The following is a 22,094-nucleotide window of genomic DNA, read 5'->3' on the forward strand; positions in this document are numbered from 1 at the left end:
TTTTGAATTAAATATTAAAAAACACTTGAAAAATAATTCCACAAAAATAATAGCATTTCTTCTAATTGCAATATTAATTTGCGCTTGTAATGCCGTAAAAAGAGTTCCCGATGGAAAAAACCTTCTTGTAAAAAATAATATTCTAGTTAACGGAAAATCTACAAGTGACGAAACGGCTTCAAACCAAATGTACCAAAAGCCAAATGGTAAATTATTAGGTTATAAGCTTCGATTAAATTTATACAATTTAGCCAATTTAAATCCAGATTCTACTTATCAGGCAAAATTTAAAAACAATCCTGGAAAGTATGAGCGTATGTCTAAAATTTTTTCTGCAAAACAAGTAGATCGTCTTGGGCAATCTTTTTATTATAAAGGAATTCATGAATTTCTAAAAAACACTGGCGAACCACCTGTAATAATTGACACTTCAAAAACCAAAAAATCATTATTACGTTTAAAATACTACTATTTCAACAATGGTTTTTTCAATGTTCAAACAGGATATACAATTGATACTGTTGGTATAAAAAGAGCCGCGATTAATTACAATATTACAACAGGACCTGCTTATAAATTGGATACTATTAGAACCAAAATAATGACTCCTGCACTAGACTCATTATATAGAACTAATAATGAGCCTTCTCTATTAAAATCTGGAAATCAGTACAAAACTACAGATTTTGAAGAAGAGAAAAACCGTATTACAACTTACTTTAGAAATCACGGAGCTTATTATTTTCAACCTACTTATGTAACTTTTGACATTGACACGATTGGCAAAAAAGCAAAAGCCGATGTCACCTTAATTATTAATAACAATAATATACAGGAAAAAGATTCAAGCCGTACCGAACCTTTTAAATTATATAAGATTAGTGATGTAAATATCTACACCGATTATTCTGCTCGCCAATGCTAAGAAAAAACCAACAGATAGCGTAAGTTACAACAACTTTAACCTTTACAGTTACAAAGGGTTAAAATATAGACCGCGCGCCATTACTGATGCTATTTTTATTACAAAAGGAAGTACGTTTGCCGATTTTAGAACAACTCTTTCTTCTCGTTCTTTGAACAATTTAAGGATTTTCAACTATCCTTCTATTCAGTACGAAGTAGACAAGAGAGATTCTACAGCACAATCTCTTATCGCTAATGTTTATTTGACTCCGAGAAAAAAATACAGTTTTGGAACTACTCTTGACGTAACACACTCTAACATTCAGGATTTCGGAATTGGAGCCAGTATTTCTGAAACGATTCGAAATGTATTTAATCGAGCAGAGACCCTTGAAATTTCAGCTCGTTTAAATATTGGTTCATCTAGAGATATGGCTAATCCGAACAATAATTTCTTTAACGTTTCGGAATATGGTTTGGATATGAAATTGAATTTTCCGAGAATTTTACTGCCTTTTGGAACCGAGAAAATCATTCCGAAAAGTATGATTCCGTACACTTCTATATCATCTGGTTTTTCCAAACAGCGAAATATAGGCTTGGATAAAGAAAACTTCACAGGAGGTATCTCATATAATTGGAGCCCAAAACGTCATAATACTGCAAAACTAGAATTATTGAACGCACAGTTTGTTCGAAACTTAAATCCAGGGAACTACTTTAATGTATATACATCTTCTTATGATGATTTGAACGGTATTGGAAAAGACTACAATGTCAACCCTGACAACTGGGGAGAAACTACAGAAGAACAAGCAAGAAAAGATCTAACCATACCTAAAGGAACAACAGGATTTACTAATGATGTTTTAACAAACAAAACTGCTTTAACACCAAGTGACGCACAATACCAGGAAGTTTCAAGTATAGAAGAAAGACGAATTCGTTTGACTGAAAATGATTTCATTCTAGCAACAAGTTTTTCTTTTACCAAAACAACTAAAAAAGATTTAGCAGATAACAACTTCTATCAATTTAGAACAAAAATAGAATCAGCTGGAACTTTATTGACTCTGGTTTCTGAAATTGGAAATCTTCAAAAAAATTCGAAAGGAAACTATGAGATTTTCAACCTAGAATATTCAGAATACGTTAAAACAGAGTTTGATTATATCAAGCACTGGGATTTTGGAAAAGAAAAAGTTTTAGCCGTTAGAAGCTTCTTTGGAATTGCTATTCCATTTGGAAACTCAAATTATATTCCGTTTTCACGAAGTTATTATGGTGGAGGTTCTAATGATAACCGTGCTTGGCAACCTTATGCTTTAGGGCCAGGAAGCACAAATGCTGTAAACGACTTTAATGAGGCCAATATGAAACTTGCAGCAAGTGCCGAATTTCGTTTCAAACTTTTTGGAGATGTAAAGGGAGCATTGTTTGCAGATGCCGGAAATATCTGGAATGTCCTCGATAATGTTACAGATTCCAAAGCAAAATTTGACAACTTAAACGATTTAGAAGAAATTGCTTTGGGTACAGGATTTGGTTTAAGATACGATTTAAGCTTTTTTGTTATTCGTTTAGATTTAGGCTTTAAGACTTATAATCCGGCGCATGAGAAGGGAGATCGATGGTTTAAAGAATACAATTTTGGACACTCGGTTTTAAATTTTGGTATAAATTATCCGTTCTAATGCTAATTAATTCTTATTTTTGCAACCTAAAAACTAAAAACAACTATAAAAAAAATTACAATGGCACATAACATTAAACCAGGAGTAGCTACAGGAGATCAAGTACAAGAGATCTTTAATTATGCGAAAGAGAAGGGTTTTGCTCTTCCAGCAGTAAACGTTACTGGATCTAGCACAATTAATGGAGTTCTTGAAACTGCAGCGAAACTAAACGCGCCAGTTATCATTCAATTTTCTAACGGAGGAGCTCAATTCAACGCTGGAAAAGGATTATCAAATGCAGGTGAAAAAGCAACGAATCGCGGGAGGAATCGCAGGAGCAAAACATATTCATACTTTGGCAGAAGCTTACGGTGCAACTGTAATCTTACACACTGACCACTGTGCAAAAAAACTTTTACCTTGGATTGATGGTTTATTAGATGCTTCTGAAAAACATTTCGCAGAAACAGGAAAACCATTATTCAGCTCTCACATGATCGATTTATCTGAAGAACCAATCGAAGAAAACATCGAAATCTGTAAAGAATACTTAGCTAGAATGAGCAAAATGGGTATGACACTAGAAATCGAGCTTGGTATTACAGGTGGTGAAGAAGATGGTGTTGATAACTCTGATGTTGACAGCTCAAAATTATATACTCAACCAGAAGAAGTAGCTTACGCTTACGAAGAATTATCTAAAGTAAGCCCTAAATTTACAATTGTCGCCGCTTTCGGAAACGTTCACGGTGTTTACAAACCAGGAAACGTAAAATTAACTCCAAAAATCTTAAAAAATTCTCAAGATTTCGTACAAAACAAATTCAACACAGGACACAATCCAGTTGATTTCGTATTCCACGGAGGTTCAGGTTCTACACTTGAAGAAATCAGAGAAGGAATTAGCTACGGAGTTATCAAAATGAACATCGATACAGATTTACAATTTGCATACACTGAAGGAATCCGTGATTACATGGTTAAAAACCTTGACTATTTGAAATCTCAAATTGGAAATCCAGAAGGTCCAGATGCTCCAAACAAAAAATATTACGATCCAAGAAGATGGGTTCGTGAAAGCGAAGTAACATTCAACGCAAGACTTGAACAAGCTTTTGCTGATTTAAATAACGTGAATACACTATAATAAAAAGTTTCAAGTTTAAAGTTTCAAGTTTCAGGTTTCGCAACTTGAAACTTGAAACCTCAAACAAATAAAACATTCAATATGGCTTGGTTTAAAAGACAAGAAAAAGGGATTACGACCGCGACAGAAGATAAGATGGACGTTCCGAAAGGATTGTGGTACAAATCTCCTACTGGAAAAATTATTGATGCTGACGAATTAGCGAGAAATTTATTCGTAAGCCCTGAAGATGATTTTCACGTTCGAATTGGAAGCGCAACCTATTTTGAAATTTTATTCGACAACAACGAATTTGTTGAGTTAGACAAAAACATGACTTCTAAAGATCCTTTGCACTTTGTTGACACAAAGAAATATGCAGACAGATTGAAAGATGTGATGGAGAAAACTCACCTTAAAGACGCTGTACGTACGGGAGTAGGAAAATCTAAAGGAAAAGAACTTGTAATCTGCTGTATGGATTTTGCATTCATCGGTGGATCTATGGGAGCAGTTGTAGGTGAGAAAATCGCAAGAGGTATTGATCACGCGATCAAAAACAAACTTCCTTTTGTAATGATTTCTAAATCTGGTGGGGCTCGTATGATGGAAGTCGCTTATTCTTTAATGCAATTAGCAAAAACTTCTGTAAAACTAGCTCAATTAGCTGAAGCTAAATTACCTTACATCTCTCTTTGTACAGATCCAACAACGGGTGGAACAACTGCATCTTACGCAATGTTAGGAGACATCAATATCTCTGAACCAGGCGCTTTGATTGGTTTTGCTGGTCCTCGTGTTGTTCGCGATACTACAGGAAAAGATTTGCCAGAAGGTTTCCAAACTGCTGAGTTCTTATTAGAGCACGGTTTCTTAGACTTTATCACGCCAAGAAAAGAATTGAAAGATAAGATTAACTTATATATCGATTTGATTCAAAATAATGATATTAGATAGTTTTAAAACTACTTAAAATAGAAATCCCAAGAAAATTGCTTCTTGGGATTTTTTGTTTTCAAACCATATAAGTTTTATAAGTTCAATTAATAACTTGTCTGAAAAATTGTATTTTTGTTTTTGCATAAATGATAATAGCGTATCATACTAATGCAAACCTGTTTTTTACGGAAATCTATTTTTTCTAAAGTAATATAAATATCTTTGAATTATGAGCACAGCAACAAAACCAAAACACATAGGACGACAAATAAGCCGTATTCGCGAACTTAAAGATATGAAACAAGAAGCGTTGGCACAAGCATTAGGAATATCTCAACAATCTGTGTCAGCAATAGAAAATAGCGAAACTATTGACGACGCAAAACTTGCAGAAGTAGCAAAAGCTCTTGGAGTAAGTGCCGAAGCAATTAAAAACTTTACAGAAGAAAACATGATAAATTATTTCAATAATTTTTACGATAACAGCACAAGTACTGGAATAAATGGAATGTTCAATCCAACTCATTGCACATTTAATCCGTTAGATAAAGTAGTTGAACTTTACGAACGTTTGGTTTTGGCAGAAAAAGAAAAAAATGAATATTTGGAAAAATTAATGAAAGAGAAATAATCTTTCTAAAAACATACAAATTCAATACAAAATCTCAAGAAATTGCTTCTTGAGATTTTTTTATATCTTTATTTTAAATCTTATTCTTTATGGCTAGAATTTTTATTGGTTTTATGATTTGTTTTCTCTTTTTGAATTGTAGCAAGAAAGAAAATCAAGCTGAAAACATTCCATATATAATTTCTCAGAATAACAAAGAAATAATTCGTGGCAAAGACACAATTCCACCACCACCACCACCTATTCCTGGCTGGCTATTTTATGGGACTAATACTTTCATCATAAACTCAGATTCTACTGCATATTATTTGCAAAATAAAGGCATAGGAATGATATGCGGAACACCAAATACAGACACAATTCCATACTTCGCTGATTTAGATCCAAGAGGTTTGATTGAAATTTCAAATAAAAACATTTATGATTTTATTAAATTGAATTATAAAGATGATTTTCGAAATCAAACTTTTATTGCATCCCAATCTGATACTTTAAATTCTAAAATATTTTTCGATTTATATAAATCTTTAAATTATTTCAAAAAAGATCGAGATTTTGTTATTATAAGAAGAACGACACAAGAAGAAGACACGGTCATTTATTATAAAAGAAACAACAAACATTACAACTCGGAAAACATTAAATGGGATAAAACAAGAATCAAATTTCCTGAACATGTCAAATTTGTCAAAAGAAAGAAATAAAACTAAGTCAATATATGTCGTTCCTATGGAATTTATGAATACCAGCTCTTATTTCCCAAAGGAATAAGTTCTGTTTCTACCAATATTTTATTCCTACGAAATTACCCTGCTTTTTTCAAATCCTTCTTCAATTCCTTCTCAGCGATTTTAAAGACTAATTTTTCACGCCAAATTGCATAACGTTCTCTAAAAACTACTTTTATAGCGCTATCTACAGCACCATGCATAAAAAGACTCCATACGCTAGCAATTTTTCTAGAAACAGATTGATCCCATGCGCGAAGTGTTAGAGAAAAAGAACCATCTATATAACGCATCCAGTGCCACATTCCTGTTGGCATGAATAAAGTATCTCCATGCTCGAGAAAAACTTCATAGCCTTCTACTCCTTTCAACGCTGGAAATTTTTCAAAATCGGGATTGGCAACATCATAATCTTCTAATGCATAAGTGGTATTTGGAAGACAGTAAAGTCTTTTCTTCCATTTGTTATCAAATAAGATAATATGCTTTCTTCCGCCGAAATGAGTATGAAAAAGATGTGGCAAATCGATATCATAATGCAGAAAAGTAATCGCTTTAGAACCGCCAAAAAACATAGCAGGCATGCTTTCTATAAAACCTCCCATTAATTCTTTGGGAACTTTTACATCGTCAATTAATTCGGGTCTGTGCTTGAAAAGATTGAAGAAAAAAATACGTAACTGGGTTGGTTCACGCTTTATCAAATCCAGATATTCTCCAAATTTCATACTCGCAATCGAAGCATTGATTACTTTTTTCGGATCTGCCTTTGAATTATCTACAAGTTTAACCTCTATATCTCCAGCAATCTGCTTGAAATACTCCGTTGACCATTTTTCTCTTGCTGGCCAATCTTTTGTAAGTCCCTTTATGATTAAAGGTTTTCTTTTATCTAGGTAATTCTTTTTAAAATCTTCCTTGGAAATCGACTCAACAGTATCAACAGATTTAAGATTAAAGCTCATTTATCTTGTGTTTTAATTTGTTGTCTATCAAATGTATCTAATTATTCTCACCCAACAAAATTTACAGTAAAATAACACAAAAACAATATTACATTCCTGTTCGAATGGCTTCAGCCGGATTTAAAAATATTTATAAAACTTAAATAATTAAAACAAGTCAAGTCTATAAACTAGATTATTATAATCCCCAATATTTTCTTTCAAAGATCTGATCTTCCATAAATATGATTCTGAACATTCAAGCATATATACTAAATCATCATTGTATAAATTTAAAAAATCACTTTTATTCAAAATACTTTCCAAAAACCTACTACTACTTAAATACATCTCTTTATCTTGGGACAAATCTGCCAATATTTCTTTTAACTCATTTTCATAATCACTTTCCAACTCTTCATCTTTTAATATAATATTTAGAAGCACAATGGAAAGAAAATCTATAACTAGTTTAAATTCATCAGGCTTATAAGGTGAATTTAAATTGTTCCATGAGGCATCACTATTTGTTAATTTATCATCAAAGTCATTTATTCCATATTCTCCAAAACAAATAAATATTGATATCTCTTCTCTACTATGCAAGTCTCCAATTTCGTATAAACCTAGATTATCCAAAAAATCCGCATCCCAATCTAACTCTTCATCGTAGCATTCAAATATCCACTTGAAAATCACTTCAAATTCATTATGATTTATTTTAAAAAAATTGGACTTTATTTTCTCTATAATATTCTCATATGAAACTTTGAAATATTCTGTATCCAAATTAGATGAAAAAACAAATTCTTTAAAGTTTTTAGAAATATTATTATCCGATATTAATGGTAATAAATTTGCCTCAATTTTTAATTTATCTATTTTATAAAATTCTATCCTACCACTCATTTCTTAAAAATATCAATATTACATTCCTGTTCGAATGGCTTCAACAGGATCTAAATTTGTCGCTGAAATCGCAGGAAGAATTCCAGAAACCAGACCAATAAAAGCAGACTAAACCAGTTCCTAAAAGAATATTTCCTAAACTTAAAACAAATTCAAAATCTAGCAGTTTTGTCAGAGCAAAAGCAATTCCCCAAACCATCAAAAGACCAATAATTCCGCCAATAACAGACAAAATAACGGCTTCAAACAAAAATTGGAATAAGATAAATTTATTTTTTGCTCCTAGAGATTTCTGAATTCCGATAAGATTGGTTCTTTCTTTAACCGAAACAAACATAATATTTGCAATTCCGAAACCACCAACAAGAAGAGAAAATCCGCTGATGATCCAGCCCACAAAATTCATCTGCCCTAAAATTCCATCTATAAAATCGGTAAATCCAGAAAGCACATTAATAAAGAAATTATCCATTTCTCCCGCTTTCATCCCGCGTATTGCTCTAAGCTTTTGAGCTATTTCCGCTTTATAAGCATCCATATCTACACCTTTAACGGGTTTTAAGACAATTACTGGCGTCATAGAATCGCTATCTCCGTACATTCTTCTTAAAAAATTGGCTGGAAGATAAACCGAAGTATCATTACTGTCTCCAAAGAAACCGCTCCTTGTTTTGCCATTACGCCAATTACAGTAAATCGTTGTCCGTACAAGCGAATATTTTTTCCAATCGGATCACTTGAACCAAAAAGCCCATCAGCTATATCATATCCCAGAACAATAACGGGAGTTCCCGAATTTGATTCAGATTCATTATAAAATCTTCCTTTATCAAAACTCAATCCGTCAATATCGACCATTTCGCTTGACGACGGAATAATATTTACATCGCTAACAGTTTTAGAATCGTATTTTAAACTTTCTCTATTTACAAAAAGCTGGTATCCGACTTGATCGGTATCATTCATTGAATTTTTCAATCCGATATACTCGTCATATTTCACATTTGGAAACTGTTCTCTCTTCCATTGTGGAATTTCAGACGGCCCAAAGCAATATTTCATTAAATAAATTGTATTTTTATCTAAACTGCTCAAATCTTTTGAGATTTTTTTGTCTAAAGAGTCAACGGCAGCCAAAACAGCGATAATCGAAAAAATACCGATTGTTACACCTAATAGCGATAATAAAGTGCGTAATTTATTATTTCGCAAAGCATTGATGGCAAAGCTCAGACTTTCCTTTAATAATCTCAGATAAACGATCATATTTTTGTATTTTTCAATAAAGTAAAATTCAATAATTTAAATTCAATAACCTAATAAAAGTTAACTTACTCATCAGTAGATTTTTTTAGCATTTTGTTACACTATTTTTTTTTAATATAATATATAAAAAAACTACTTTTGCAGTCTCAAAATCATAACTACACAATGAGCACAACAAAAAAAATACAATCGGCATTAATTTCTGTTTTTTCTAAAGATGGATTAGAACCAATTGTTAGAAAATTACACGAACAAAATGTAACACTTTATTCAACTGGAGGAACTGAAGATTTTATCAAAAACCTTGGTATTCCAGTAGTTCCTGTTGAAGATATTACTTCTTTCCCTGAAATTCTTGGAGGAAGAGTAAAAACTTTACACCCAAAAATCTTTGGAGGTATTTTAAATCGTCAGGATAATGAAAGCGATGTTCAGCAAATGAAGGAATTTGACATTCCTCAGATTGATTTGGTAATTGTTGATTTATATCCTTTTGAAAAAACAGTTGCTTCTGGAGCAAGCGAACAAGATATTATTGAAAAAATTGACATTGGCGGAATTTCATTAATTCGTGCTGGTGCAAAAAATTTCAAAGACACTGTAATTGTGGCTTCTGTAAACGAGTATAGCTTACTTTTAGATTTGATTACAGAGCAAGATGGAGCAACAACTTTGGAGAACAGAAGATTGTTGGCAACTAAAGCATTCCACGTTTCATCTCACTACGATGGAGCTATTTTTAATTATTTCAATACAGACGAGACTATTTACAAAGAAAGTATTGCAAACGGTCAAGTTTTAAGATACGGTGAAAACCCTCACCAAAAAGGATTCTTCTTTGGAGATTTTGATGCAATGTTCAAAAAACTTCACGGAAAAGAATTATCATACAACAACTTACTAGATGTTGATGTTGCAGTTAATTTAATTGCTGAGTTTAAAACTGACGGACCAACGTTCGCAATTTTGAAACACAACAATGCTTGCGGATTGGCTTCAAGAAAAACAATCAGCGAAGCTTATTTAGCGACTTTAGCTTGTGATCCTACTTCAGCTTTTGGAGGAGTGTTAATTTCTAACGCAAAAATTGATTTAGAAACTGCACAGGAAATCAACAAACTATTTTGCGAAGTTGTAATTGCTCCAGCTTATGATGATGAGGCTGTTACAGTGTTACAAGAAAAGAAAAACAGAATTATATTAGTTCAAAATGAAGTTGAATTACCAGCTCGTCAAGTAAGAACTTGTCTTAATGGTTTGTTAATTCAGGACAGAAATAATATTACGGATAATAAAGAGCATTTAAAAACCGTTACAATTACAGAACCTACTGCTCAAGAGATCGAAGATTTGATCTTTGCTTCTAAAATCTGCAAGAATACAAAATCAAACACTATTGTATTTGCTAAAAATGGAACATTGATTTCATCAGGTACAGGTCAGACTTCAAGAGTTGACGCTTTAATTCAAGCTGTTGACAAAGCAAAAGCTTTTGGATTTGATTTAAATGGAGCTTCGATGGCTAGCGATGCATTTTTCCCATTTCCGGATTGTGTAGAATTAGCTAAAAAAGCAGGAATAACTGCTGTAATTCAGCCAGGAGGTTCGATTAAAGACGAATTAAGTATAAATTATTGCAACGAAAATAATCTTGCAATGGTATTTACAGGAACTCGTCATTTTAAACATTAATTTGTTTAACTTTGTTCGATAAATAATTTATAACATTTTAAACCCCTAAAAAACTTATGGGATTTTTTGATTTCATGACCGAGGATATTGCGATAGACCTTGGAACCGCAAACACTTTAATCATTCATAATGATAAAGTTGTCATTGATAGTCCATCTATCGTTGCACGTGATAGAGTATCAGGCAAAATCATTGCTGTTGGTAAGGAAGCCAATATGATGCAAGGTAAAACACATGAAAACATCAAAACTATAAGGCCTTTGAAAGATGGTGTAATCGCTGATTTTGATGCTTCGGAAAAAATGATCAATATGTTCATTAAAAGTATTCCTGCATTGAAAAAAAGAATGTTTACTCCAGCTTTACGTATGGTTGTATGTATTCCTTCTGGTATTACTGAAGTGGAGATGAGAGCGGTGAAGGAATCTTGTGAGAGAGTAAACGGAAAAGAAGTTTACTTGATTCATGAGCCAATGGCAGCGGCAATTGGTATTGGTATTGACATTATGCAACCAAAAGGAAACATGATTGTGGATATTGGAGGTGGTACAACAGAAATTGCTGTTATCGCATTAGGCGGAATTGTATGTGACAAATCTGTAAAAATTGCAGGTGACGTTTTCACAAACGATATCGTTTATTATATGCGTACACAACACAACTTATTTGTTGGAGAAAGTACTGCTGAAAAAATTAAAATTCAAATTGGAGCGGCAATCGAAGATTTAGACGGCCCGCCAGAAGATATGTCAGTTCAAGGTAGAGATTTGCTTACGGGTAAACCAAAGCAAGTAGATGTTTCTTACCGTGAAATTGCAAAAGCTTTAGACAAATCTATTCAGCGTATTGAAGATGCGGTAATGGAAACATTATCTCAAACTCCTCCTGAATTAGCGACAGATATCTACAACACCGGTATCTATTTAGCAGGTGGAGGATCTATGTTAAGAGGTCTTGACAAACGTATTTCTCAAAAAACAGATTTACCTGTTTACATTGCTGAAGATCCTTTGAGAGCTGTTGTACGTGGTACAGGAATGGCCCTTAAAAACATTGCTAAATTTAAAAGTATCTTAATCAAATAAGATCAAAATAAAAATCAATTTACTTTTATAAGGGTCAAATTATTACTATTTGACCCTTGTAAAAACTGAAACCTTTAAGCATATCCTGAAACAAAATAACCAGACAAGAAATGCAACAAATATTTAATTTCATTATAAGAAACAGTAATCGATTGCTGTTTTTGCTCGCTTTTAGGTATATCGTTAGGACTCACGATTCAATCTCACTCTTACCACAGAAGCAAAATAATCAGTTCAGCAAATTTCTTAAGCGGAGGTGTTTATGAAAAAATCAATCGTGTTAATGAATACATGAATTTAAGAGCTGAAAACGACGAACTTGTACTTGAGAACGCAAGATTAAAAAGTCTTTTATTTAATAAAGAAGACACAGCCAAATTACCTTTACCAGATACCATTAAAGGGGTAAAACCTGCTGATATCATTGTGTCAAAAGTAATTCATAACACATACAGCACACACGAAAACTTCCTTACTTTAAATTCTGGATCCAATGACGGCGTAAAACCAGACATGGGAGTAATAAACAGTTTAGGAATTGTTGGTATAGTAGATGATACATCACCTAGATATTCTACTGTTGTGAGTATTTTGAACATGAAATCTCAGATTAATGCCAAGTTAAAAAAATCAAATCACTTTGGTTCTTTAACGTGGGATGGAAAAAGTACTGGTTTTGTACAGCTAAGAGACGTTCCAAGATTAGCTTCGGTTAGAAAAGGAGATACAATTGTAACAGGAGGACAATCGGTAATTTTCCCTGAAGGAATCAACATCGGAACTGTTGAAACAATTTACAAAGAAACCCAAACAAGTTTTTATGTTATAAAAGTTAAGTTATTTAACGATATGACAAACTTAGGACACGTCTATATTATCAAGAGTAAGGACAGAGAGGAACTTATTAATTTAGAAAACAAAGAAAAAAATGAATAGCGCTCTGTTAGTCAATATTTTTCGATTTATTATGTTACTGGCAATTCAGATTGTTATTTTCAACAATATGAATTTCTTAGGATATATAAGTCCGTTTCCGTACATCTTATATATTATTCTGTATCCAGTAAACAGCAATAAAGCGGGATTGATTATTTCTAGTTTTTTCTTAGGATTAGTAATGGATATGTTCTGTAATTCTGGCGGAATACATGCAACTGCCTGTGTTATTTTAGCATATTACAGGCCTTACATTTTTAAATTTTCTTTTGGTTTAAGTTATGAATATCAAACCATTAAACTGAATGAATCTTTAACTCCGGAGCGATTTTCATTTATTTTAGTGTCCGTTCTATTGCATCATACTGTATTATTCATTCTTCAAGCTTTTCAATTTAATTTTATTTGGGATGTTTTACTCCGAATTTTGTTTAGCTCGATATTTACAATAATTACTTCAATCATAATAATTTATCTTATTAAGCCCAATAAACGATGAGAAAAGTCCTGCTGCCCACTATAATTATTATTGCAGCTGTCTTTGCTAGTGATTAGGATTTTTTACCTGCAGATTATTGATGATTCTTTTAAACTGAAATCGGAAAATAATGCGATAAAAAAGGTCTATGACTATCCTGAGAGGGGTTATATCTATGATCGTAACGGAAAGCTTCTTGTTGCAAATCAGGCTTCTTACGATATTATGGTTATTCCTAGAGAAATAAAAAAAGATCTTAATATTGCCGAGTTCTGTGCTCTTCTAAACATTACTGAAGAAGAATACCACAAACGTATTGAAAAAGCAAAGGTCTATAGTCCAAGGCTTCCTTCTGTGTTTTTATCTCAGCTGAATAAAAATGAGTTTGCCGCTTTTCAGGAAAAAATTAGAAAATATGAAGGCTTTTATTTCCAGAAAAGATCTTTACGTGATTATGAAGTAGATTACGGAGCAAATATATTTGGCTTTATTACTCAAGTAAATGAAAAACAAATTGCTAAAAATCCATACTACAATAGTGGTGATTTAATTGGAAAGCAAGGTGTAGAAGAAAGCTACGAAGAAACTTTACGTGGTATAAAAGGGGTAAAATATATTCAGAAAGATAAATATAACCGAGAAATTGGTCCTTATAAAGAAGGAAAATACGATACTATCGCCGTAGCTGGAGAAGACATTAATTTAACGATTGATGCCACACTTCAAAAATATGGAGAGGAATTGATGATTAATAAAAGAGGTGGTATTGTGGCAATTGAACCTAAGTCGGGGGAAATTCTTGCTTTAATTACCGCTCCTTCTTATGATCCTGGTATTTTGGTAGGACGTCAAAGATCTAAAAACTACACCCTTTTATATAACGATTCTATTTCGAAACCTTTATATGACAGAGGACTTTTGGCAGAGTATCCACCAGGTTCTCCATTCAAAATCCTGACTGGTTTAGTTGCACTTCAAGAAGGCGTAATCAATGAGCAAACTACTTTTATGTGTCATCACGGATTTAGTTATGGTGGAGGCCGATTCATGAAATGTCACGGTTTTGGTCCGCACCAATTGCACAACGGAATTTACAATTCTTGTAATACTTATTTTGGACAGGCCTATATGCTTACCATCAACAAGTACAAAGATCCTGGTCAAGCTGTTGATGTTTGGAGCAGTCATGTAAAAAGTTTTGGATTAGGTCAGTTCATGGGTTATGATTTACCTACTGGAAAACGAGGAAATATACCAACCTCTAAAACCTACAAAAGGATTTACCCTAACGGAGGATGGAGAAGCTCAACCATTGTATCTAATGCAATTGGCCAAGGAGAGGTTTTAATGACACCTATTCAATTAGCCAATATGATGGCGACTGTTGCCAATCAGGGTTATTATTACACTCCTCATATCATTAAAAAAATTGAAGGAGAAAAAATCGACGAAAAGTTCACCACAAAACACGTGACTACGGTTGATCAAAAATATTTCCCGCCAGTTATCAGTGGACTATTTGATGTTTACAACAAAGGTACAGCTTACAGTCTTCGAGTAGAAGGAATTGATATTTGCGGAAAAACAGGTACTGCTGAGAACTTTGCCAAAATAAACGGTAAAAGAACCCAGCTTAAAGACCACTCTATATTTGTTGCTTTTGCCCCAAAAGACAATCCGAAAATTGCTATTGCAGTTATGATTGAAAATGGTGGTTTTGGAGCAACAGTTGCAGGTCCGATTGCGAGTTTAATGATTGAAAAATATCTAAGAAAGAAAATTACAAGAACAGATCTAGAAATAAGAGTACTAAACAAAAGCTTACTTTCGGAATATGCTAAAGTAGGCGGAATAAGTGATGCTCTTAAAATTGAATCTGTGCCAAAAGATTCTGTTTTACAAGCAAAAATTGTTAAGCCAAAAGCACCAGTTACAACGGCACCAAAAACTGAAGTAAAAAAAACAGCAGTAGACACAACTAAGAAAAACTAAGAAAGATTATTTCAAATGAAAAATCAAAGTGTAAAAAATAATATCGATTGGATAAGTGTCTTTATCTACATTGCGCTGGTAACTTTAGGTTGGCTTAATATATATTCGTCTTCTTTATTATCAACCGATGGAACTTATCAAAAACAGCTGATTTTTATCTGCTGCACTATTCCATTGATATTTGTTGTGCTTTTTGTTGATGGTAAATTTTACGAAAAATATGCCAGTATAATCTTTGGAGTTTCCTTATTATCTCTTGCTGGATTATTTCTCTTTGGAAAAACCATAGCAGGACAGCGATGCTGGTACGCGATAGGAAGTTTTACTTTACAGCCTTCTGAGTTTGCAAAAGCAGCTACTTCTTTGGCATTGGCAAAATATTTAAGTGATACACAAATTAATTTAAAAGAAACGAATAGACAAATTCAGGCTTTAGCCATTATGCTATTACCTGTAATGCTTATTCTACCACAGCCCGATCCTGGAAGTGCTTTAATCTATAGTGCTTTTATCCTTGTTTTATACAGAGAAGGCTTGCCATCTTGGTACGTTTGGACAGCATTTATAACTATCGTTCTTTTTGTTCTTACTTTAGTTTTAGAACCATATGCTGTTATCGGAATGGCTTTTATCGTGTTGGCCATTATACATTTTAAAGGCAGAGTAGTTGACAGAAATATTATTTTAAGCGGAATTTTACTGGTCTTAATTTCTGGATTTGTTTTCTCTGTTGATTACGTATTTGACAACGTTTTTAAACAGCACCACAGAGATCGTTTCAATATTTTACTAGGTAAAACTGTAGATATGAAAGGGATTGGATACAATACCAACCAATCTGAAATTGCCATTGGATCTGGAGGATGGATTGGAAAAGGTTTTCTTGAAGGCACACAAACCAAAGGAGGATTTGTACCCGAGCAACATACCGATTATATTTTTACAACTGTTGGCGAAGAATGGGGTTTTGCAGGCTCTTTTGTAGTTATCTTACTTTTTGTCTGCTTATTGCTTAGAGTAATTTACTTAGCAGAAAGACAGAAGACAAAGTTTAGTCGGGTTTACGGCTATTGTGTCGCTGCAATTCTTTTTATACACTTCTTTGTAAATATTGCAATGGTAATCGGAATTTTCCCTACAATTGGGGTTCCTCTGCCGTTCTTTTCATATGGAGGTTCTGGACTCTGGGGATTCACCATTTTGCTGTTTATTTTCCTTAAAATGGATGCAAATAAAGTGAATGAATGGTAATGCTTAAAATATTCAATTTTTAAATACCCAAATTCCAATTAGAAATTACTTTTATACAACTATAATAATTTAACCTAAAGCTGTAATTACGTTTTAAAAACTAATTACAGCTTTTTTGATTTTACACTTACTTCATTAACTTCGATTCTATTTGCTAAGCAATATATAAATCATGTAATAGAAATGTCGATAATAACTAAACAACAAGCATAAAAAATCCGAAGTTGTAGCTTCGGATTTTTTTATGCTTGTTATTGATTATATCTGTTCGTTTGGTGTCTTTTTAAGTAGTTTTATTAGAACCGGGAACGTTGAAATTATAATGATAATAATAATGATGTACTCAATATGTTTCTTTAAATCTATTCCTTGTTTTAAGAAAATGCCATATAAATAATGTCCTGCGAAAATTAATATAAATGACCAAAGAAATGAACTTAAAACATTAAAGAACATAAACTTTTTTTTGTCCATCGAAACGATTCCTGCAACAATTGGAGCAAAAGTTCTAAAGATTGGCAGGAAGCGCGCATAAATAATTGCTTTGCCACCATACTTTTCAAAGAAATCTTTTGACTGAAGCAAGTATTTTTTCTTAAACCAGAATGTATCTTCTTTTTTAAACAAATAATAACCACTCTTTGCACCGAACCAATAACCAGTCATATTACCTAAAACTCCCATTATTGCAACTGCAGTAGCAAGAAGAAATACATTCAGAAAATCATTCGGAATATAGGCAACATTCTCAATTAGATCACGACTGTAAATACCTGCCAAAAAAAGTAAACTATCTCCAGGCAGAAAAAAACCTGCAAAAAGTCCTGTTTCAGCAAAAACTATAAACAGAACAATAAACAACCCAATCTGAAAACCTCCGACGCTTAAAGTAATATAAAATTCAGGGTTTAATAACTGGGTCCATTCAAAATTATTCATAAAAGGGGAATTGGTTATCTATATAAGTTCGTGAAAGTAACAATAATTTACCTTAACCACAATAAAATGCAGTATTTTAAACATAAATTAACTATTAAAAAAAGCCCAGACTCTATTGTCTGGGCTTCACTTTGTATTATTCTCTCACATACTTGCAACAGCTATGCAAATTATCATAATCTTCAGTTGTTGCTTTAACTTCCTTAGTATCATGACCTGCCTTTGCAATTGCTTTATTTAAGTCCGAAGGCGAACATTTCTCTTCGTTTAAAATAACCGAAAGTTGATGCGAACTTACATCCCAACTTGCAGTTTTTACGCCAGGAACACCATAAGTCTGCTTTTTCAATTCTTTTCTTGCATTGTTCGCAATTGCCATTTACTTCTGTCGTATATTTTAAGTTCTTATTTTTCTTAGTTTGAGCTTGAGCTGAAAAACCTAAAAAAACCATCATTGCGATTAAAACTATCTTATTCATTTTATAATTATTTATTGTTGTTGAAATTTATTTTTTTCTCTTTATTTAATTTTAAATCTTAATCCCGCATAATACATTTGTCCAAAAATTGGAGCGTATGCTATTGAAGCATCAAAATTAGGTCCAAAAGGATCATTTGCTCCTAAAATTGCTTTTTGCTGTTTGTAGTTGCCAATATTTTCTCCTCCAACATATACTTCAAAAACAGACGAAAAAACACGAGTTACTTGCGCATTCATCACCGCATACGCTGGCGAAAAATCAGGAAATTGATCTTCTACTGGATTCGATGCAGTATAAGGTAATTGTTGTTTCCCTGACCAATTATAAGTAAAATCAAATCTCCATTGCTTATCATTGTTCATCGTTGTTTCATATTCTAAATTCCCTAAAAAACGATGTTTTGCTTGAAGCGGACGTTGAAATGTTCCTCTTAAATAATCAGTTTGTATATCGTAGTATTTATAAGCTGTTCTTAAATTTAAATTATGAACCAACTCATAATTAAATTCAACCTGAAGACTATTAGCAAAAGAGCTTCCTTTTAAGTCATAAAACAAAACTTGCTCGCGGACTTTGCATTACATCTACAATAGCTTGATTTTGGAAATCGGTACGATATAAATCAAAACCAGCATCGGCATTTCTATTAAAAAGACGGAATTTCTGTGAAAAACTCACGCCATAATTCCAAGCAATCTCTGGATTCAGACCATATACTTTTCCGTTAGAATCTAAAATTGAGAATGTTCTTGAACTGGCAAAAAGTCTGCTGATTTTCAGCAAAAATGTTAGCAGAACGTTTTCCTCTTCCTGCAGAAAAACGAATTACTCCATTTTTCCAAGGATTATATCTCATGTGCAATCTTGGTGTAACAAAAAAACCTAATCGGTTATGATTGTCCACTCTTCCACCTAAAATCAAACTGAAATTATCGGTATTATCATAAGTATACTCAAAGAAAGCGCCAACCGAATTATCAATTCTGCTTACATCTGTTAGGTTGACAAATTCCTGATATTGGTCGTAAGTAAAATTTAATCCAGTTGTAAACTTGTGCATTGTATTATTTATAATCGAATTGAAAATCAAATTAGAATAAAAACTATTCTGTTTGATATCGTACTGATTTAAACCATAATAAGAATCTTGTTTGTGGCTATTAAAAGCATTTTGAAATCCGATACTTTGATAAGGCATATCTTTAAATACATATCCGATTTTTGTCGAAACATCAAATCGTTCTGTGTTAATTTCAGAACCCCAATGATTGGTCGTTCCGCGATCACGATCTTTATCAAAGTCAACTTCTCCTGTTTGCTTTTTATCATTCATATATCTGAAATTGATAAAACTAACCAAACCGCTTTCTGGATCGTAATATTGATAACGATTTAAAACATTGATTTGTTTTCCTAACGGATTATCCAAAAATCCATCATTATTCATATCGTTTTTTGCAACACGCGCATTTCCATGAACAAATAAACTGGTTGCCCATTTATCTGATAATTTTTTATTGAAATGGGTATTCAATTCAAAACGAGAATCGGTTGAACCATAAGCATTCAGAAAAAACGGAATATCATTTAAGGGTTTTAAAAGCTCTGTATTAATTTGGCCAGAGATACTTTCGTAACCATTTACAACACTCCCCGCTCCTTTGGTAATCTGAACACTTTCAATCCATGTTCCAGGAGTAAATGATAATCCGTATGCTTGGGAAGCACCTCGAACAGAAGGAATATTTTCTTCTGTAATCATTAAATACGGACTAGTCAATCCAAGCATCTTGATTTGCTTAGTCCCTGTTAAGGCATCAGAAAAATTGACATCGATTGACGGATTGGTTTCAAAACTTTCTGCTAGATTACAGCAGAGCCGCTTTAAGCAACTCTTTACTAGTAATAACAGAAGTATTGGATGTTAACGTATAGGATTTTTTAATTCCTTTTTGCTTTTTAGTGATTTTCACTTCTTCTAGATCTTCTTGCGAAAACACAGATACAGAAAGCAAAAACGCTACAAAAAGCATTATATTTTTTTGCATAAAAAATGATTTTAATGTTGAAAAGAATTACATTCTTGCATTTTGCGCAAAGCAAAAGCAATTAAAATGTAAATACGAAGTCTTAATCAAGACTTGCGGTGCATCTTAACATTAAAATCAGGAATAGAAAATATACTGATGGTATAATTTAAATAAGGGGGGCGCATTCGCATCAGCGTAATACGAAAGAACTTCTTTCTTTTTAAAATTTGGAATTTCTAAAAAGACAAGAGGCTTGTAATCTTGTATAACTGCAGGGAAAGCAAATTGAAAAAGAAAAATTTAATCGTCGCATCATCAGATTTCTTTTCAAAATGAACAACTTTATCTTTGCGACAAGAATTTTTTTTCTCTTTAGAACCGCAACATTTCTTTTCAACAACAGGCTCTGCCGTAGTTTTTAAAGATACTGAAGCAATTTCTCCTCCACAATAGTGCACATCAAAAGCAAACCCAATATTGGAAACCAATAAAAGGAACGCTAAAAATAGACCTGTACACTTTTTTAAATTCATACTGCAAAGCTATTCAAAAACTGCCTATAAAAAACTAAATCAAATGTTATTTTTTAGTTTTTTGAAGCTGATAGTAAAATCCGGGAATAAACAATAGCACAAAAATTGGCTGAATTATAAATCTTCTAACATAAAAAAGAAGCCAAGCGCCATCTGGAAAAAAGTTCAGTATGATGTAAAATGAACTCAAAAGCAAAACCAAAAAGAAGATGTAGACAATCAGGCTAAACTTAAGAATATCACGATCCTTAAACAAGGCATAAATCAACCAAAGAGATAACACGGTATTTAAAAAATAGCGAAGAAAAAGCGACCAGAAAAGTCTTAAATTCTGCACTACAGGATAAGGACTTGAATTGAAATCTGCTTCAAAATATTTTAGAAAAGGATCGTAAAACAATTTTCTTTCAAATGTTCTAATAATGGCAAAACCTATAACAACTATAATTGCTGTAAAGATTTTAAGCTTATTTTCTTTTAAATTACTTAGCATATTTTGAAAATCTATTGATCCAGAAAACCCATAAAATAAAAACATATCCGTAAATCACCAAAGGAAAAAAAGTTCCATGCAGAAATCGGTAATATTGAGGAAAGTTATACGAAAGGACAATCAAAGTCGCAATTCTTAGAATATTAAACATATAAATAGATACAACTCCAAAAAATATAAATAGTAATGTTTTTTTTAAGCCTCTCGAAAAAGTCTGCTACAAACGAAACAAAGAGTATCATCACACTTACAGCATTGCATCCCTCTATAATACGGGCTATAAATCTTCCATTTAATATTATCTCCAGCCACGGATTTTGCGAACTTTTCTGAATTATGATATCATAATTAAAAAGCTTTAGCGACTGTTCTGCATTTCGTCCAGCCATTGTGGTCACAGCATCAAGCTCTTCAGCTTGGTAGCTATTTAAATAAAATTTATAAAGCAGTGTAAGGACAATATATGTCAAGAAAAAGATGCTTACAAAAACGAGAAATGGCTTAAACTGGACTAAATATTTTTTCAAGAGATTTTTTTTTCAAATTTATGTATTTTTTGAGTTTAGCTTTAAATACTTTTGCATAAATTTTTACATTATGACATTTCAAGAATTACAACCAAAAATAAGCGCAATTATCTCTGAAAATGAATCAAATAGAGATGAAAAATTATTGGCAATATGCCAACTTTTGAACGAAAACGTAGAGTATTACAACTGGGTCGGATTTTATTTTGCCAATCATGACGCTAAAACTTTACATTTAGGACCTTATGTTGGTGCTGAAACAGACCATACCGTTATTCCGTTTGGAAAAGGAATTTGCGGTCAAGTAGCCGAGAGCAATGCTAATTTTGTTGTTCCAGACGTTAAAGCTCAAGACAATTATATTGCTTGCAGTTTAACTGTAAAATCAGAAATTGTTGTGCCTCTTTTTGTTAATGGAGTAAATATTGGCCAAATCGATATTGACAGCCACGTTATTGATCCTTTTACAGAAGCCGACGAAAGATTTTTAGAATTTGTAAATCAAGAAGTTGCTAAATTATTCTAGAAGAA

14 protein-coding genes and 8 pseudogenes are annotated in these 22,094 nt (G+C 32.6%); 12 read left to right on the forward strand and 10 right to left on the reverse strand.

The window, feature by feature from the left end; translation table 11 throughout:
- Positions 1 to 25: 25 nt before the first annotated feature.
- From tamL to P5P87_RS14055, 5 genes and pseudogenes are all read left to right on the forward strand, one after another.
- Positions 26 to 2,600 (forward strand): annotated as a pseudogene (tamL, locus tag P5P87_RS14035) (translocation and assembly module lipoprotein TamL).
- Positions 2,601 to 2,660: 60 nt separating this feature from the next.
- A pseudogene (gene fbaA, locus P5P87_RS14040) lies at positions 2,661 to 3,729 on the forward strand (class II fructose-bisphosphate aldolase).
- A gap of 81 nt (positions 3,730 to 3,810) precedes the next feature.
- A complete protein-coding gene (gene accD, locus P5P87_RS14045) occupies positions 3,811 to 4,665 on the forward strand; it encodes an acetyl-CoA carboxylase, carboxyltransferase subunit beta (RefSeq protein ID WP_278019681.1) in 855 nt (284 codons plus the stop codon).
- A 211-nt stretch (positions 4,666 to 4,876) separates the two neighbouring features.
- On the forward strand, positions 4,877 to 5,278 hold the full coding sequence (locus P5P87_RS14050) for a helix-turn-helix domain-containing protein (RefSeq protein WP_198854656.1): 402 nt from the start codon (positions 4,877 to 4,879) through the stop codon (positions 5,276 to 5,278).
- An 89-nt stretch (positions 5,279 to 5,367) separates the two neighbouring features.
- Positions 5,368 to 5,982 carry a hypothetical protein gene (locus tag P5P87_RS14055; RefSeq protein WP_278019682.1) on the forward strand — a complete coding sequence of 205 codons (615 nt, stop codon included), beginning with the start codon at positions 5,368 to 5,370 and terminating at the stop codon, positions 5,980 to 5,982.
- Positions 5,983 to 6,083: 101 nt separating this feature from the next.
- Here the strand turns inward: P5P87_RS14055 and P5P87_RS14060 are convergent, their stop codons facing one another.
- The 3 genes and pseudogenes from P5P87_RS14060 to P5P87_RS14070 all read right to left on the reverse strand — a co-directional run bounded on the left by P5P87_RS14060 (position 6,084) and on the right by P5P87_RS14070 (position 9,125).
- Complete coding sequence (locus tag P5P87_RS14060) at positions 6,084 to 6,971, reverse strand: cupin-like domain-containing protein (protein ID WP_198854658.1); 888 nt, start codon at positions 6,969 to 6,971, stop codon at positions 6,084 to 6,086.
- Positions 6,972 to 7,118: 147 nt separating this feature from the next.
- Positions 7,119 to 7,859 carry a hypothetical protein gene (locus P5P87_RS14065; protein ID WP_278019683.1) on the reverse strand — a complete coding sequence of 247 codons (741 nt, stop codon included), beginning with the start codon at positions 7,857 to 7,859 and terminating at the stop codon, positions 7,119 to 7,121.
- Between the two features lie 18 nt (positions 7,860 to 7,877).
- Positions 7,878 to 9,125 (reverse strand): annotated as a pseudogene (locus P5P87_RS14070) (ABC transporter permease).
- 165 nt (positions 9,126 to 9,290) lie between these two features.
- Here P5P87_RS14070 and purH point away from each other — a divergent pair.
- From purH to rodA, 6 genes and pseudogenes are all read left to right on the forward strand, one after another.
- Entirely contained in the window at positions 9,291 to 10,817 is a 1,527-nt protein-coding gene (gene purH, locus P5P87_RS14075) for a bifunctional phosphoribosylaminoimidazolecarboxamide formyltransferase/IMP cyclohydrolase (RefSeq protein WP_278019684.1), read from the forward strand.
- Positions 10,818 to 10,873: 56 nt separating this feature from the next.
- A complete protein-coding gene (locus P5P87_RS14080; protein ID WP_278019685.1) occupies positions 10,874 to 11,902 on the forward strand; it encodes a rod shape-determining protein in 1,029 nt (342 codons plus the stop codon).
- Between the two features lie 110 nt (positions 11,903 to 12,012).
- Positions 12,013 to 12,838, forward strand: a pseudogene (gene mreC, locus P5P87_RS14085) (rod shape-determining protein MreC).
- A complete protein-coding gene (locus P5P87_RS14090; protein ID WP_198854664.1) occupies positions 12,831 to 13,337 on the forward strand; it encodes a rod shape-determining protein MreD in 507 nt (168 codons plus the stop codon). Before mreC ends, P5P87_RS14090 begins: the two are co-directional and overlap by 8 nt.
- Positions 13,334 to 15,308 (forward strand): annotated as a pseudogene (mrdA, locus tag P5P87_RS14095) (penicillin-binding protein 2). The gene P5P87_RS14090 and the pseudogene mrdA overlap by 4 nt, the downstream one beginning before the upstream one ends.
- Positions 15,309 to 15,323: 15 nt before the next feature.
- On the forward strand, positions 15,324 to 16,559 hold the full coding sequence (gene rodA, locus P5P87_RS14100) for a rod shape-determining protein RodA (protein ID WP_198854666.1): 1,236 nt from the start codon (positions 15,324 to 15,326) through the stop codon (positions 16,557 to 16,559).
- Positions 16,560 to 16,817: 258 nt separating this feature from the next.
- Here rodA and P5P87_RS14105 read toward each other — a convergent pair whose 3' ends face one another.
- From P5P87_RS14105 to xrtF, 7 genes and pseudogenes are all read right to left on the reverse strand, one after another.
- Positions 16,818 to 17,498, reverse strand: coding sequence for a DedA family protein (locus tag P5P87_RS14105; protein WP_198854667.1), 681 nt, complete (start codon positions 17,496 to 17,498; stop codon positions 16,818 to 16,820).
- Between the two features lie 136 nt (positions 17,499 to 17,634).
- A pseudogene (locus P5P87_RS14110) lies at positions 17,635 to 17,977 on the reverse strand (heavy-metal-associated domain-containing protein).
- 41 nt (positions 17,978 to 18,018) lie between these two features.
- Positions 18,019 to 20,028, reverse strand: a pseudogene (locus P5P87_RS14115) (TonB-dependent receptor plug domain-containing protein).
- Between the two features lie 183 nt (positions 20,029 to 20,211).
- A pseudogene (locus tag P5P87_RS14120) lies at positions 20,212 to 20,543 on the reverse strand (HYC_CC_PP family protein); the annotation flags it as partial.
- A gap of 46 nt (positions 20,544 to 20,589) precedes the next feature.
- Complete coding sequence (locus tag P5P87_RS14125) at positions 20,590 to 21,036, reverse strand: exosortase F system-associated membrane protein (RefSeq protein ID WP_198854670.1); 447 nt, start codon at positions 21,034 to 21,036, stop codon at positions 20,590 to 20,592.
- Positions 21,026 to 21,187 (reverse strand): hypothetical protein, encoded by a 162-nt coding sequence (locus P5P87_RS14130; protein WP_278019687.1) that lies wholly within the window; start codon positions 21,185 to 21,187, stop codon positions 21,026 to 21,028. The genes P5P87_RS14125 and P5P87_RS14130 overlap by 11 nt, the downstream gene beginning before the upstream one ends.
- Positions 21,180 to 21,563: an exosortase family protein XrtF gene (gene xrtF / locus P5P87_RS14135; protein ID WP_278019688.1), complete on the reverse strand. Its 384-nt coding sequence runs from the start codon at positions 21,561 to 21,563 to the stop codon at positions 21,180 to 21,182. Before xrtF ends, P5P87_RS14130 begins: the two co-directional genes overlap by 8 nt.
- A 70-nt stretch (positions 21,564 to 21,633) precedes the next feature.
- Here xrtF and P5P87_RS14140 point away from each other — a divergent pair, with 70 nt between their 5' ends.
- Complete coding sequence (locus P5P87_RS14140) at positions 21,634 to 22,089, forward strand: GAF domain-containing protein (protein WP_198854672.1); 456 nt, start codon at positions 21,634 to 21,636, stop codon at positions 22,087 to 22,089.
- The last annotated feature ends 5 nt before the right edge of the window (positions 22,090 to 22,094 follow it).

Origin of the sequence: Flavobacterium ginsengisoli (assembly GCF_029625315.1) — a bacterium.
In the GTDB taxonomy this organism is placed as follows: domain Bacteria; phylum Bacteroidota; class Bacteroidia; order Flavobacteriales; family Flavobacteriaceae; genus Flavobacterium; species Flavobacterium ginsengisoli.

Excerpts from the sequence above, each read along its gene's own strand:
- accD (WP_278019681.1), top strand. The coding sequence starts at position 3,811 with ATGGCTTGGTTTAAAAGACAAGAAAAAGGGATTACGACCGCGACAGAA.
- rodA (WP_198854666.1), top strand. The coding sequence starts at position 15,324 with ATGAAAAATCAAAGTGTAAAAAATAATATCGATTGGATAAGTGTCTTT.
- P5P87_RS14060 (WP_198854658.1), bottom strand. The coding sequence starts at position 6,971 with ATGAGCTTTAATCTTAAATCTGTTGATACTGTTGAGTCGATTTCCAAG.
- P5P87_RS14130 (WP_278019687.1), bottom strand. The coding sequence starts at position 21,187 with ATGTTTAATATTCTAAGAATTGCGACTTTGATTGTCCTTTCGTATAAC.
- P5P87_RS14080 (WP_278019685.1), top strand. The coding sequence starts at position 10,874 with ATGGGATTTTTTGATTTCATGACCGAGGATATTGCGATAGACCTTGGA.
- purH (WP_278019684.1), top strand. The coding sequence starts at position 9,291 with ATGAGCACAACAAAAAAAATACAATCGGCATTAATTTCTGTTTTTTCT.
- P5P87_RS14065 (WP_278019683.1), bottom strand. The coding sequence starts at position 7,859 with ATGAGTGGTAGGATAGAATTTTATAAAATAGATAAATTAAAAATTGAG.
- P5P87_RS14105 (WP_198854667.1), bottom strand. The coding sequence starts at position 17,498 with ATGAATAATTTTGAATGGACCCAGTTATTAAACCCTGAATTTTATATT.
- P5P87_RS14125 (WP_198854670.1), bottom strand. The coding sequence starts at position 21,036 with ATGCTAAGTAATTTAAAAGAAAATAAGCTTAAAATCTTTACAGCAATT.
- P5P87_RS14090 (WP_198854664.1), top strand. The coding sequence starts at position 12,831 with ATGAATAGCGCTCTGTTAGTCAATATTTTTCGATTTATTATGTTACTG.
- P5P87_RS14140 (WP_198854672.1), top strand. The coding sequence starts at position 21,634 with ATGACATTTCAAGAATTACAACCAAAAATAAGCGCAATTATCTCTGAA.
- P5P87_RS14055 (WP_278019682.1), top strand. The coding sequence starts at position 5,368 with ATGGCTAGAATTTTTATTGGTTTTATGATTTGTTTTCTCTTTTTGAAT.
- P5P87_RS14050 (WP_198854656.1), top strand. The coding sequence starts at position 4,877 with ATGAGCACAGCAACAAAACCAAAACACATAGGACGACAAATAAGCCGT.